This window comes from Mesorhizobium sp. WSM4817 (assembly GCF_055811135.1).
Genome location: NZ_JBVVQQ010000001.1, coordinates 387,157 through 398,814 on the forward strand (window position 1 = coordinate 387,157; position 11,658 = coordinate 398,814).

Sequence of the window (11,658 nt, forward strand, 5' to 3'; positions counted from 1 at the left end):
AGCTCGATCGAGGCAACGCCGGACAACCGGCTTTGCCTCACTTTCCGTACCTGGGCTTCGACCGTACAATGCGCCACGCTCGTTCCAGGGATTGCGCGAGGACAAACCGGCGGAGGAAGTCGTGCAGGAAAAGCCGAAAGCACCCGCTGGCAGGGCCGACAGCAAGGCAAAGCCTGCCAGCGGCAAGGGCGAGACATCCGCCGCTGTCAAATCCACGGAGGCGGCAGACACCGTCATAAAACTTTCTCACCCGGACAAGCTTCTGTGGCCGCAGGAGAGGATATCGAAGCAGGGCCTGCTCGATCATTACGCTTTGGTCTGGCCGCGCATGCAACAATTCGTCGTCAATCGGCCGCTCAGCCTGGTGCGGGCACCGGACGGCGTCAGTGGCCAACGCTTTTTTCAGAAGCATGCCTCCGCGGGCATGCATGACAAGATCGCCAAGATGAAGGATCCGACCGACGGCGAGGAGATCCTGTTCATCCGCGATTTCGACGGTGTCGCTGCCTTGGTCCAGCTCGGCGTGGTCGAGATCCATATCTGGGGCTGCACCATCGACGAACTGGACAAGCCGGACCAGATCATCTTCGATCTCGATCCCGACGAAGGCGTCGACGTGAAAGCGGTGCGCGCGGCGGCGCTCGAAATTCACGGCCGGCTCGATGCACTGTCATTGCCGAATTTCGTCAAGACCTCGGGCGGCAAGGGCTACCATGTCGTCGTGCCGCTGAAACCGTCGGCGGATTGGGATGAGGTGAAGGACTTCGCCCATGATTTCGCCCGTGCCCTCGAGCAGGCCGCCCCTGATCGGTATACAGCGACGCTGTCGAAGAAGGCGCGCACCGGCAAGATCTTCGTCGACTATCTGCGCAACGGCCGCGGCTCGACCACGGTGGCCCCCTATTCGTCGCGCGCCAAGAAGGGCGCCACGGCATCGATGCCGGCGATTTGGGCCGAGGTCGAGGCCGGGTTGGCGCCGAACGCATTTCCGATCGGCGACAAGACGACGCTGAAACAGTTGGCGAAAGCCGATCCCTGGGCGGATTTTTTCAAGCAGGGCAAGCCGCTCAAGCGCGGCTGACAATCAAGCGAGAAACACCCTCTCGAAGGCCTGCTTGCCCATCGGCGAGAAGATTACCGCGCGGCTGTCCTTCTCGCGCCGCGCCCATTTTTCCAGAAGGATCTTGTCGAGGATGGCAGCGCCCAGCGTGCCGGCCAGATGCGAGCGCCGCACGCTCCAGTCGAGGCAAGCCCGGCACACCGGTCGTCGCGCCATGCTCTCGACATCGATGCCGATCGCGGCAAAATGCGAGGCGGCCGACGGCCCGAGCCGGATCTCCTTGTCGTCGCGCAGGAGCACTTGTCGAGCGACTAGACGGTCCAGCATCGCTACGGCCTGCTCGCCGGCGAGATGGTCGTAGCAGACCCGCGCCACGCGCATCGCCGCATCGCGCGGACCCGGCCGCACCCGCTGCGGTCCGACCGCGGCGGCGACGCCGGTGATCGCCTCGATCATGCCAGCCACCTGCGGCCCGGCGAGCCCGTAGTAGCGATGCCGCCCCTGGCTCGCCAGCGTCAGCAGCCCGCCTTCCATCAGTTTCGACAGATGCGAGCTGGCGGTCGGCAGCGACACGCCGGCCTCGAGCGCCAGTTCGCTCGCTGTCAGCGCCGTGCCACCCATCAGTGCGGTCAGCATGTTTGCCCGCGCCGGATCGCCGACCAGGCTGGCGATGCGGGCTATATCTGGTCCTTCACGCATAGTTCGTCCGTCATCGAAGCATGGGCGTCAGATAACCACTATCCTGCGCTGAGATCAAGGAGATAACGATGACCGCAAGAACCGCTTCCCACACCGTGCCTGTCAGCCGCTTCGGCCGGCGGCCGTCTCCGTTCATGATCTTGCGCCGGGCGCATCTGCCGCTGCTGGCGCGGTGGTATGACCGCCATCTGCAACGCCTCGACCTCGCCGAGATTGACGAGCATCTTTTGCGCGATCTTGGCCTGACGCCACAAGACGTTCGCCGCGAATGCGCGAAATCCTTCTGGCAAGCGTGATCAGCATGGAAAATTGCCTAGCACATAGAACCACAGAAGGTTTCGACACCGCTCGAACTGTCGCCGCAACAAATCAGATTCAGCAAGGAGACAAAAGATGACCATCACCTGCTTCATCCGCTACGAGATCGACCCGTTCGGCAAGGCGGCGTTCGAGGAGTATGCCCGCAACTGGGGCCAGGCGATCCCGCGCTGCGGCGCCGATCTGATCGGCTATTTCGCGCCGCATGAGGGCTCGGCCACGACAGCCTATGCCGCCTATAACATCGACAGCCTGGCGGCTTACGAAGCCTACCGTATCAGGCTCGCCGCCGACCCGGCCGGCAAGGCCAATTACGAGTTCGCCCGGCGTGAAAAATTCATCCTGAAAGAGCATCGGACTTTTTTGAAACTCGCATCCGGGCCGCATGCCTCTCTGGTGAAACTGTGATCGCCGTCATCTTCGAGGTCGAGCCGGCAGCGGGCAAGCGCGACGCTTATCTCGGCCTCGCCGCCGACCTGCGCCCGCTGCTCGACGGCATCGACGGTTTTCTGTCGATCGAGCGCTTCCAGAGCCTTGTCGACCCGAGCCGCATCCTGTCGCTGTCGTTCTGGCGTGACGAGGAAGCGGTGAAAGCCTGGCGCAACACGGAGGAACATAGGCAGGCGCAGAGGGCCGGCCGTGGCGGCATCTTTGCCGACTACCGTCTGCGCATCGCCCACGTCGTGCGCGACTATGGCCTGACCGAACGGGCCGAGGCGCCTGAGGACAGCCGGGCGGCGAACGGGTGAGTGGGGCGGCTCTTCCTTCTCCCCTTGTGGGAGAAGGTGTCGCCGAAGGCGACGGATGAGGGGTGTTCCAGCTTGGCACCGACAGTACTCCGTCCAACACCCCTCTACCGTCTCGGCGCTGCGCGCCGATCCACCGCCCGGGGCGAGTCACGGGCCTCGCCCGCCCTTCGGCCCCCACAAGGGGAGAAGGCAAGAGGGCTGCTAGGCATTCCCGATCAGCACTCCAGCCGCAAACACCAGCGCGCCGCCCAGCACCACCTGGAAGGTGGCGCGCCAGAACGGCGTCTGCATATAACGGTTCTGCACAAAGGCGATCGCCCACAGTTCGAAGAACACCACCACGACCGCGAGAATTGTCGCGGTCCAGAAATACGGAATGAGGTAGGGCAAGGCGTGACCGAGGCCACCCAGCGCCGTCATCACGCCTGTGGTGATGCCGCGTTTCACCGGCGAGCCGCGGCCCGACAGCTTGCCGTCGTCGGAGGCGACCTCGGTGAAGCCCATCGAGATGCCGGCGCCGATCGAGGCGGCAAGCCCGACCAGGAAGGTCTGGAACGTGTCGTGCGTGGCGAACGCGGCGGCGAAGATCGGCGCCAGCGTCGACACCGATCCGTCCATCAGCCCGGCCAGTCCCGGCTGCACATAGGTCAGGATGAACTGGCGCTGCTCGGCCGCTGCTTCCTCGGCTTTCACCGCGCCCGACACATGCTTTTGCTCCAGCCGCTGCGCCAGCGTCTCGTGGCCCTGTTCGGCCACCGCCAGATTGTCGAGCAGCTTTCGCGTCGAGGCGTCGCTGGTGCGTTTCGCCGCTTCGACATAGAACAGGTAGGCCTGACGCTCCATAGACTCGGCCTGTTGGCGCACATGTTCGATGCCGAGCGGCCGGACCAGCCAGTCGGGCTTGCGCTCGTAATAGCCCTTTACGTGCTCGCGCCGGATCAGCGGAATGCGCTCGCCAAAACGCTCGCGGTGAAGCTCGATCAGCGAGTCGCGATGGCCATCCTCCTCCTCCGCCATTTCCTCGAACACTTTGGCCGAATGCGGAAACCTATCCGCCAGCCCGTCGGCATAGGCGCGGTAGATACGCCCGTCATCCTCTTCGGAAGAGATGGCGAGCGCCAGGATCTCTTGCTCCGAGAGCGACTTGAAGGGACGGCGACCAAAATCGAAAACACGGGAAAGCATGAGAAATCCGCCCTAGTTTAGAATTATTCTAAACTAGGGTTTGGTGCACCGTTGGTCAATCGCTTGTAGCCGGAGGTTCAAATTTATGGTTGCGGGAATCCTCCGCCAGCGCCCTTCATTATTGGCGAATGTTCACCTATATAGTGGGCTTAAGCCAAGCGAAAGGAACCCGGATGCCGGCAAAACAGCCCACCCATGCATTTGACCCGAAACCCGTTCTCGACCTGATCGCCAGCATCGAGGCCGATCTGCAGCGCCTGAAGGGCCTGGTCGAGCAGCAGGTCGAGAAATTCGACCCGGCCAATCCGCACAACAAGGCCCCCGACGGCAAGCTGACCGAGGAGGGCGTCGAATGCTGCTACCGCCTGTTCGACGAGGGCAAGTCGCGCTATTCGGTTGCCCAGCAGATGAAGATATCCTTCGCCGCCGCCACCCATCGCTTCAACACCTGGCGCAAGATGGGCGGCGCCAAACGGCAACGGACGCTTTTGGGGTGAGGAGCGCCACTCTCTGCTCGCAATCCACGAATTGTCTCGGTCACATTTTTCCAGTGGTGCGCGGCCTGGTTTTCCGTGCACCATGGGGCGGTTTCATTCTGCAGGACCTCACCATGACCACCCCTCCCGGCATCGCCGATATCCACCGCGCAGCAACGCGATTGTCCGGCCTGATCGTCGAAACGCCGCTGATCGAATCACCGGAACTGAACAAGCGTTTCGACGCCAGGATCCTGTTCAAGCCGGAGACGCTGCAGCGCACCGGCTCGTTCAAGTTCCGCGGCGCCTACAACAAACTGTCGTCGCTGAGCGATGAGCAGCGCAGCCGCGGCGTCGTCGCCTTCTCGTCGGGCAACCACGCGCAAGGCGTCGCCGCGTCGGCGGCGATGTTCGGCGTCAAGGCGGTTATCGCCATGCCCACCGATGCGCCGGCAATGAAGGTCGGCAATGTCAGGAAAATGGGCGCCGAAGTGGTTCCGTTCGACCGGTTTCGCGACGATCGCATGGCGGTGGTTCGCCCGTACATGGAACGGGGCATGGTCCTGGTGCCGCCTTTCGACGACCCGGCCATCATCGCCGGCCAGGGAACGATCGGCCTCGAACTGATGGCGCAGGCGAAAGCACTCGGGGTGAGCCTCGACGCGGTCGTCATCCCCTGCGGCGGCGGCGGCCTGAGCAGCGGCATCTCCATCGCGGTCAAGGACGCCTCGCCGGGCACCGCCGTCTGGGCGGTGGAACCCGAGCATTTCGACGACACCTGTCGTTCACTGGCCAGAGGTGCTCGGGTTTCGATCGAACCCGGCCACACTTCGATCTGCGACGCGCTCCTCACCGCCGAGCCGGGCGCGATCACCTTCGAGATCAACCGCAGGAATCTCGCCGGCGGCATTGCCGTGTCCGACAGAGCGGCGGCACAGGCGATGCGCGACGCCATGGCCCATCTCAAGCTGGTGGTCGAGCCCGGCGGCTGCGTCGGGCTGGCCGCGCTGTCATCGGGCGAGATCGAGCTATCAGGCAAATGCGTCGCCGTGGTGCTGTCCGGCGGCAATGTCGATTTCGGCACCTATGCGGAGATCATGGCGGCGGCTTAGGTGGCGACCGAACCGGCACCATTCAAAAAAGGCTGACACGAAATGAAACTGCTCTTCAGCCGCAATCCCAATCCTCGCCTCGCGGTCGCCGTGGCACGTTATCTCGACGCAAAGCTCGACTTTGAGTTCGCATCGCCCTTCGCTCCCGGGCAGGCTGAGCGATATCGCCCGCTGAATCCCAATCTTTCATTGCCGATACTCGTAGGCTCGGGAAACAGCCTCTGGGAGGCTGACGCCATAGCCTGCCGGCTTTCACGCGACGCGCATTCGGATCTCTGGCGCACCGGCGACGACGAACCCGAGATGATCCGATGGCTCAGTTGGGGTAAAGAGAGCTTCGCAAGAGCTTGCGACGTCGTGCATTTCGAACGCGGCACCAAGCAGCGATATGGGATTGGCCCGATCGATCAGCACCGGGTTGAGGAGGGGCTGAGAGACTTTCGCACGGCCGCTGCAACACTTGAGGCCGCGCTTTCCGAGCGAGACTGGCTGGTCGAAAACTCGGTCTCCTATGCCGACTTTCGAATGGCGACGTTTCTGCCTTTCAACGATGTCGCCAGATTGCCGCTCGACGATTATCCTTCGGTCAGTCGTTGGTATCGCCAGCTTGAAGAGATCGACGCCTGGCGCGATCCCTTCAAAGGACTGGATGCGCCTGAATTGCCGCCGGTCCCGGATCAGGCCAGACCGGCATAAAATCTCGATCCGAATAAATGGTCATGCATCCAAGGTGACATCTCGGCCATTGCGTGAGCTATTGAGTTGGATCCTAATCCAGCGTCCGGCGGAACCGCACCAGCGCCACGCCGGCAAACAGCGCCACGAACACGACCAGCCAGCCGATTTCGGTCGCGACCGCCGGCAGGTCGGCGCCCTTCAGCATCACCGCGCGGATGATGCGCAGGAAATGCGTCAGCGGCAGGATCTCGCCGAAGATCTGCGCCCAGCCAGGCATGCCGCGATAGGGGAACATGAAGCCCGACAACAGGATCGACGGCAGGAAGAAGAAGAAGGTGAGCTGCAGTGCCTGCATCTGCGTGCGCGCCATCGTCGAGATGGTGTAGCCGAGCAGCACCAGCGCCAGCACGAAGACCAGAACCGCCGCAAGCAGCAGCGACAACGACCCGGTGAAGGGAACCCCAAACAGCAGCTTGGCCGCCGCCAGCACCACCGCCACTTGCACGGCGCCGACCACCAGATAGGGCAACACCTTGCCGAGCATGATTTCGAGCGGGCTGGACGGCATGGCCAGAAGGTTTTCCATCGTGCCGCGCTCGGTCTCGCGCGTCAGTGCGATCGAGGTCATCATCACCATCGTCATCTGCAGGATGACGCCGAGCAGGCCGGGCACGATGTTGTATTGCGAGATGCCTTCCGGATTGTAGCGTCGGTGCACAACGACTTCGAGCTGGCCTCGGGCAGCTTCGGCGGCCGTCTCCTGCATGCCGCGCGCCCTGAGCAGCGCCTGGTTGGCAACGGTGCCGAGCGTCGAAATGGCCCCGCTGGCGACTGCCGGGTCGGTTGCATCAGCCTCGATCAGGATTTGCGGCTGGTCGCCGCGCTCGACTCGCCGGGCAAAGTCGGCGGGAATGGTGACGACAAAGGCGACGTCGCCACGCGCCATCAGGAATTCCGCCTCGGCGGCATTCTGCGCGACATGGTCGAAGCGGTAGTAGCCGGTGGTCTGCAGCGCCGAAACCATGGCTCGCGTATAGGGATCGCTGCTCATCGCCACCAGGGCGGCCGGCAGGCTCTTTGGATCGTTGTTGATGGCATAGCCAAACAGCACCAGCTGCATCAGCGGCACGCCCAGCATCATGGCGAAGGTGATGCGGTCGCGCCGCATCTGGATGAACTCCTTGATCAGCAGCGCGCCGAGCCTGGCGAAGGAAAAGACGCTGTTTATCCCGTTTTTCATCCCATATTGTCCTTCGAGCCGGACATGAACTGGATGAACACATCCTCCAGGCTGGTCTCGCCCGGCGTCACCGTGACGCCCTTGTGGTCTTTCTCGACATCGGCGAGCGCAGCCTGAAGCGCCGTCTTGTCGGAGCCGACGACGTGCAGCGTCGCGCCAAACGGCGCCACCTGGTCGACACCGGACCGGCCGCTGAGTGCGGCAGCGACCTGGTCGAGGCGCGGACCCTGCACAACGAAGGTCGTCAGCCCGGCATTCCTGACCACCTCGTCGACCGTGCCGGTGGCCAGCATCCTGCCGTAGGAGATGTAGCCGATGCGATGGCAGCGCTCGGCCTCGTCCATATAGTGGGTGGAGACCAGCACGGTCAGCCCGCCGCTGGCCAGCCGATGGATCTCGTCCCAGAATTCACGCCGCGCCTTCGGATCGACGCCCGCCGTCGGCTCGTCGAGCAGCAGCAATCTGGGCTTGTGCATGATGCAGGCGGCCAGCGCCAGCCGCTGCTTCCAGCCACCGGACAGCGTGCCGGCCAACTGGTCCTTGCGCGAGGTGAGGCCAAGATCCTCCAGCGTCCTGGCGACATGCTCGTTGAGCGGCTTCAACCCGTAGAGCCGCGCTACGAATTCCAGGTTTTCGGCGATGGTCAAATCCTCGTAGAACGAGAATTTCTGGGTCATATAGCCGACTTCGCGCTTGATCCTCAGACTGTCGGTGCGGATGTCGAAGCCGAGCACCGTGCCTTCGCCCTCATCCGGCGTCAGCAGGCCGCACATGATGCGGATGGTCGTCGTCTTGCCAGAGCCGTTGGGGCCGAGGAAGCCGACGATCTCGCCCTCGGCCACCGTCATCGTCACATGGTCGACGACGGTCTTGTCACCAAAACGCTTGACCAGGCCGTGGACGTCGATGACGTTCATTTGCCGATATCCGCCAGTTCGACATCAACGATCTGCCCCGGTTGCAGCGCGCCGGCGTCGCCCTCCGGCCGCGCCTCGACCAGATAGACCAGCTTCTGCCGGGTCTCGAGCGAGTAGATCACCGGCGGCGTGAATTCCGGGTCCGGCGACACGTAGCTGACGCGAGCCTTCACGTCCGGCCCGCAGCCGTCGCAATGGACGTTGAGCAGCGTGCCGACTTCCACCGACGAGAACGCGCTTTCCGGCACATAGACGCTGAGCTTCACCGCGCCGTCCGGCAGAATCGAAATGACCGGCGCGGTCGGCCCGGCGGTGTCGCCGGGATAGCGGATCACATCGTTGATGCGGCCGGGCGAAGGCGCCGCCAGCACACGCTTCGACAGCCGCCAGCGCGCCTGCGCCAGCGCCGATTGCGCCTGCCTGACCTGATTGTCGGCGGCCTTGATCGTCTCGGGCCGCGCCGGCAGGCCTCCGACAGCGAGATTGGCTTCCGCCTGGCCGAGCTGCGCGTTGGCAGTTTCCAGCGACGCCGAAGCCGTATCATAATCGGCCTGAGTGCCGGTGCCGCGTTTGAACAAATCGCTGGCGCGGGTGTATCTGCGTTTGGCGTCGGCGGCTTGCGCCTTGGCCATGTCGACCTGCGCCTTGAGCACCTCAATCTCTTCCGGCCGCTTGCCGACCTGCAGGTCGGCAAGTTGCGCCTGGGCCTGGGCAAGGGCCGCCTCGGCTTGCGCGACGGCTATTTTTGCGTCGGCGCTTTCCAGCGTCACCACTGGCGTGCCCGGCGCGACGCGATCGCCGCGCTTGACCGAAATCGTCTCGACCTGCGCCACCTCGATCGGCGCGAGCAGCACATAGTCGCCCTCGACATAGCCGACGGCGAGCGGCGCCGCCGGTGCGCAGGTGCTGAAAAGCAGGGCGGCGAGCGGCACAGAGCAGAGGAAACTCATGATCTACGATCCTTCCGGTCGGTTGAGTGACGCCGAGCCAAAATCGCGCCGAGATTATCCGTCACTGCCGCCGCGATCTTGGTGGCCTCGGCGTCGCCGATCGCGCGCCAGCCCATGCGGCGCATCACCGCCTCGCGGCCGATGCGGAAATAGACGACCTGGCCGATCAGCGTGAACACGGTGAGTCGGGTAGCCTCGCTTTCGGCCGCCTCGCCCGTCGCCTGCTCCCAGATCAGGCAGAGCCGGCGATGCGTCGGCTCGAACACGCCGTCATAGATGCGGTCGAGTGCCGCCGTCGGATGCGACAGCTCACGCAGGACAAACTGCACGATCTCGCCGGCCTCCGGCCTTGCCACGATGAAAGCCACCATCCGCTCCAGCGCGGTGAACAGTTGTGCCCGCGCCGCTTCGGGGTCGCCCGTTTCTGGTTCGCCCGTTTCTGATTCGCTTGAGCCCTGCAGATTGCCGATCGCCTGGCCGGCAATGGTCTGGATCGTGTCGACGATATAGTCGGCCGCAGCGGTGCGAAGCCCTTCCTTGCCGCCGAAATGATAGGCGATCGAGCCGATATTGGCCCTGGCCTCAGCCGCGATCTCGCGCGTCGAGGTGCCGTCAAAACCCTGGCGTCCGAACAGCTTCAGCGCTGCGCGAACAAGTGCCGCGCGCGTCATCTCGGCGGGGGATGCCTCGCGGCGCGGAATTTTGGCGTTTGTCGGTTTGCTCATGATCCGCACTTTAATCAATCGAATGATTAAAGTCAAGCCTTGCCGATCTCCACCTGTCGATCTCCACCTTGCCATCTCCATCCGCACGCGCTTTAGTGTGGAGCCATGGTCAAGGAAATCGAGCGCAAGTTCCTGGTCTCCGGCGATGGCTGGCGGGATCTGGTCGAAGCGGACATCCGCATTCGCCAGTTCTATCTCGTTGCCGCGCCCGACCGCTCGGTCCGCGTGCGTATCAACGACGGCGCCTCGGCAAAGCTGACGCTCAAATTTGGCAGCAAGGCCCGCGAACGCGACGAATTCGAATATCCGATCCTTCTGGCGGATGCGGAAGAGATGCTGGCCTTCGCAATCGGTCGTGTCATCGAGAAGACACGCCACCATGTTAGGCATCGCGGCCATCTCTATGAAGTCGATGTCTTCGGCGGGATGCTCAGCGGTCTGGTGGTCGCCGAGCTTGAGACGCCGCAGGACGTGCAGGGCGAAATGCTGCCAGATTGGCTCGGCCGCGAAGTCACCGGCGAGCACAGGTTCTACAACGCGTCGCTCGCCCTCGAGGGGATTCCGGAGATCGCCGCATGAGCTATCGCATCGATCCGCGCCTGCCGTTGACCGGCGAGGTCAGGCGCATCCTCGCTGAGGAGATCGGCAAGGCGCTCGTTCATCTGGACGCGGCGCATGACAGGCCGGAGCAGGCGCTGCACAAATGCCGCAGGCGGCTGAAGAAGGTGCGTGCCTTGCTGCGCCTGGTCCGTCCCGGAGACGAAACATTTTGCAGTACCGAGAACCAATGCTACCGAGAGATGGCTGCCCTGCTTGCCGGCCCGCGCGAGGCGACCGCGCTGGTTGAAACCATCGACCGGCTGGCAAAAAACTTTCCCGAGCAAAGCGCCGGCGGCGGTCTCGATGCCGTTCGCGACACGCTGGTGGCGCGCCAGCACCAATTGCATGGTGGAGTTGGCCTCGGCGCCGCGATAGCTGCCGCGACTGCCGCTTGCGAGGATGGCATCAGCCGCATCGATACTCTGGTCTTGCCCGACCAGCCCGAACAGGCCGCCGATGTGCTTGCCGAAGGCGCCCGCATCACTCTGCGTCGCGCCAGAAAGGCGCTGGACAAGGCGGGCTCCCGCGGTGATGCCGACGATTTCCACGATCTGCGCAAGGCGGCAAAGACTCACGGCATGCATCTGTCGCTGCTTGGAAGGCTGTGGCCGACGCCGATCAAGGCACGGCGCAAGGCGGTCGACGAACTTGGCGAAAAGCTGGGCGAACTGCATGATGTGTTCGTCTTGCGCACGCTTCTCGAGGCCCACGACCGGCCGCTCGGCTCTCCCCAGGAAACGCGACTGCTGAGCAAGCTGTTGAAGCGCTCGGAGAAAAGCCTGAAAAAGACCTGTCTTGCGGCGGCAGCCGATCTGTTCGGCGACAGGCCCAGGCGCTCGACAAAAAAACTCGCGCGCAAGGCGCGCACCGATCTGGCCGCCGCGCCGCACGAAGACGCCAGCGCGCCCGGCGCCGCTGCCTGACGCGGTGCTTGCGTCCGTCCGACATC

14 protein-coding genes and 1 pseudogene are annotated in these 11,658 nt (G+C 63.8%); 9 read left to right on the forward strand and 6 right to left on the reverse strand.

What is annotated here, in order from left to right; translation table 11 throughout:
- Positions 1-59: 59 nt before the first annotated feature.
- Positions 60-1,081: pseudogene (gene ligD / locus AC0L2K_RS01860) on the forward strand (DNA ligase D); the annotation flags it as partial.
- Positions 1,082-1,084: 3 nt separating this feature from the next.
- On the opposite strand, the gene AC0L2K_RS01865 reads toward ligD, so the two are convergent.
- Positions 1,085-1,759 (reverse strand): ArsR/SmtB family transcription factor, encoded by a 675-nt coding sequence (locus tag AC0L2K_RS01865; RefSeq protein ID WP_473530442.1) that lies wholly within the window; start codon positions 1,757-1,759, stop codon positions 1,085-1,087.
- Between the two features lie 68 nt (positions 1,760-1,827).
- Here AC0L2K_RS01865 and AC0L2K_RS01870 point away from each other — a divergent pair, with 68 nt between their 5' ends.
- The 3 genes from AC0L2K_RS01870 to AC0L2K_RS01880 all read left to right on the forward strand — a co-directional run bounded on the left by AC0L2K_RS01870 (position 1,828) and on the right by AC0L2K_RS01880 (position 2,826).
- Positions 1,828-2,055, forward strand: coding sequence for a DUF1127 domain-containing protein (locus AC0L2K_RS01870; protein ID WP_473530443.1), 228 nt, complete (start codon positions 1,828-1,830; stop codon positions 2,053-2,055).
- Positions 2,056-2,152: 97 nt separating this feature from the next.
- Positions 2,153-2,485, forward strand: a complete 333-nt coding sequence (locus AC0L2K_RS01875; RefSeq protein ID WP_023801398.1) for an NIPSNAP family protein — start codon at positions 2,153-2,155, stop codon at positions 2,483-2,485.
- A complete protein-coding gene (locus tag AC0L2K_RS01880) occupies positions 2,482-2,826 on the forward strand; it encodes an antibiotic biosynthesis monooxygenase family protein (protein ID WP_023801399.1) in 345 nt (114 codons plus the stop codon). The genes AC0L2K_RS01875 and AC0L2K_RS01880 overlap by 4 nt, the downstream gene beginning before the upstream one ends.
- A 201-nt stretch (positions 2,827-3,027) precedes the next feature.
- Here the strand turns inward: AC0L2K_RS01880 and mbfA are convergent, their stop codons facing one another.
- Complete coding sequence (gene mbfA / locus AC0L2K_RS01885; RefSeq protein WP_473530444.1) at positions 3,028-4,011, reverse strand: iron exporter MbfA; 984 nt, start codon at positions 4,009-4,011, stop codon at positions 3,028-3,030.
- A gap of 173 nt (positions 4,012-4,184) precedes the next feature.
- On the opposite strand from mbfA, the gene AC0L2K_RS01890 reads away from it, so the two are divergent.
- From AC0L2K_RS01890 to AC0L2K_RS01900, 3 genes are all read left to right on the forward strand, one after another.
- Positions 4,185-4,508 carry a hypothetical protein gene (locus AC0L2K_RS01890; protein WP_023801401.1) on the forward strand — a complete coding sequence of 108 codons (324 nt, stop codon included), beginning with the start codon at positions 4,185-4,187 and terminating at the stop codon, positions 4,506-4,508.
- Between the two features lie 113 nt (positions 4,509-4,621).
- Positions 4,622-5,599 carry a threonine/serine dehydratase gene (locus AC0L2K_RS01895; protein WP_128245705.1) on the forward strand — a complete coding sequence of 326 codons (978 nt, stop codon included), beginning with the start codon at positions 4,622-4,624 and terminating at the stop codon, positions 5,597-5,599.
- Positions 5,600-5,641: 42 nt separating this feature from the next.
- Complete coding sequence (locus AC0L2K_RS01900) at positions 5,642-6,295, forward strand: glutathione S-transferase family protein (RefSeq protein ID WP_023801403.1); 654 nt, start codon at positions 5,642-5,644, stop codon at positions 6,293-6,295.
- A 73-nt stretch (positions 6,296-6,368) separates the two neighbouring features.
- Here AC0L2K_RS01900 and AC0L2K_RS01905 read toward each other — a convergent pair whose 3' ends face one another.
- The 4 genes from AC0L2K_RS01905 to AC0L2K_RS01920 are packed head-to-tail and all read right to left on the reverse strand — an operon-like array spanning position 6,369 to position 10,109.
- Positions 6,369-7,505, reverse strand: coding sequence for an ABC transporter permease (locus AC0L2K_RS01905; RefSeq protein ID WP_023801404.1), 1,137 nt, complete (start codon positions 7,503-7,505; stop codon positions 6,369-6,371).
- Between the two features lie 8 nt (positions 7,506-7,513).
- Positions 7,514-8,434: an ABC transporter ATP-binding protein gene (locus AC0L2K_RS01910; protein WP_091591967.1), complete on the reverse strand. Its 921-nt coding sequence runs from the start codon at positions 8,432-8,434 to the stop codon at positions 7,514-7,516.
- Positions 8,431-9,384 carry an HlyD family secretion protein gene (locus tag AC0L2K_RS01915; protein WP_473530445.1) on the reverse strand — a complete coding sequence of 318 codons (954 nt, stop codon included), beginning with the start codon at positions 9,382-9,384 and terminating at the stop codon, positions 8,431-8,433. Before AC0L2K_RS01915 ends, AC0L2K_RS01910 begins: the two co-directional genes overlap by 4 nt.
- A complete protein-coding gene (locus AC0L2K_RS01920; RefSeq protein ID WP_473530446.1) occupies positions 9,381-10,109 on the reverse strand; it encodes a CerR family C-terminal domain-containing protein in 729 nt (242 codons plus the stop codon). The genes AC0L2K_RS01915 and AC0L2K_RS01920 overlap by 4 nt, the downstream gene beginning before the upstream one ends.
- Positions 10,110-10,214: 105 nt before the next feature.
- On the opposite strand from AC0L2K_RS01920, the gene AC0L2K_RS01925 reads away from it, so the two are divergent.
- Entirely contained in the window at positions 10,215-10,688 is a 474-nt protein-coding gene (locus tag AC0L2K_RS01925; RefSeq protein WP_287175151.1) for a CYTH domain-containing protein, read from the forward strand.
- Positions 10,685-11,632, forward strand: coding sequence for a CHAD domain-containing protein (locus AC0L2K_RS01930; RefSeq protein ID WP_128173928.1), 948 nt, complete (start codon positions 10,685-10,687; stop codon positions 11,630-11,632). The genes AC0L2K_RS01925 and AC0L2K_RS01930 overlap by 4 nt, the downstream gene beginning before the upstream one ends.
- Positions 11,633-11,658 lie beyond the last annotated feature (26 nt).

Coding starts and splice junctions, on each gene's coding strand:
- AC0L2K_RS01925 (WP_287175151.1), top strand. CDS start 10,215: ATGGTCAAGGAAATCGAGCGCAAGTTCCTGGTCTCCGGCGATGGCTGG.
- AC0L2K_RS01920 (WP_473530446.1), bottom strand. CDS start 10,109: ATGAGCAAACCGACAAACGCCAAAATTCCGCGCCGCGAGGCATCCCCC.
- AC0L2K_RS01870 (WP_473530443.1), top strand. CDS start 1,828: ATGACCGCAAGAACCGCTTCCCACACCGTGCCTGTCAGCCGCTTCGGC.
- AC0L2K_RS01915 (WP_473530445.1), bottom strand. CDS start 9,384: ATGAGTTTCCTCTGCTCTGTGCCGCTCGCCGCCCTGCTTTTCAGCACC.
- AC0L2K_RS01865 (WP_473530442.1), bottom strand. CDS start 1,759: ATGCGTGAAGGACCAGATATAGCCCGCATCGCCAGCCTGGTCGGCGAT.
- AC0L2K_RS01910 (WP_091591967.1), bottom strand. CDS start 8,434: ATGAACGTCATCGACGTCCACGGCCTGGTCAAGCGTTTTGGTGACAAG.
- AC0L2K_RS01930 (WP_128173928.1), top strand. CDS start 10,685: ATGAGCTATCGCATCGATCCGCGCCTGCCGTTGACCGGCGAGGTCAGG.
- AC0L2K_RS01895 (WP_128245705.1), top strand. CDS start 4,622: ATGACCACCCCTCCCGGCATCGCCGATATCCACCGCGCAGCAACGCGA.
- AC0L2K_RS01900 (WP_023801403.1), top strand. CDS start 5,642: ATGAAACTGCTCTTCAGCCGCAATCCCAATCCTCGCCTCGCGGTCGCC.
- AC0L2K_RS01875 (WP_023801398.1), top strand. CDS start 2,153: ATGACCATCACCTGCTTCATCCGCTACGAGATCGACCCGTTCGGCAAG.
- AC0L2K_RS01890 (WP_023801401.1), top strand. CDS start 4,185: ATGCCGGCAAAACAGCCCACCCATGCATTTGACCCGAAACCCGTTCTC.
- mbfA (WP_473530444.1), bottom strand. CDS start 4,011: ATGCTTTCCCGTGTTTTCGATTTTGGTCGCCGTCCCTTCAAGTCGCTC.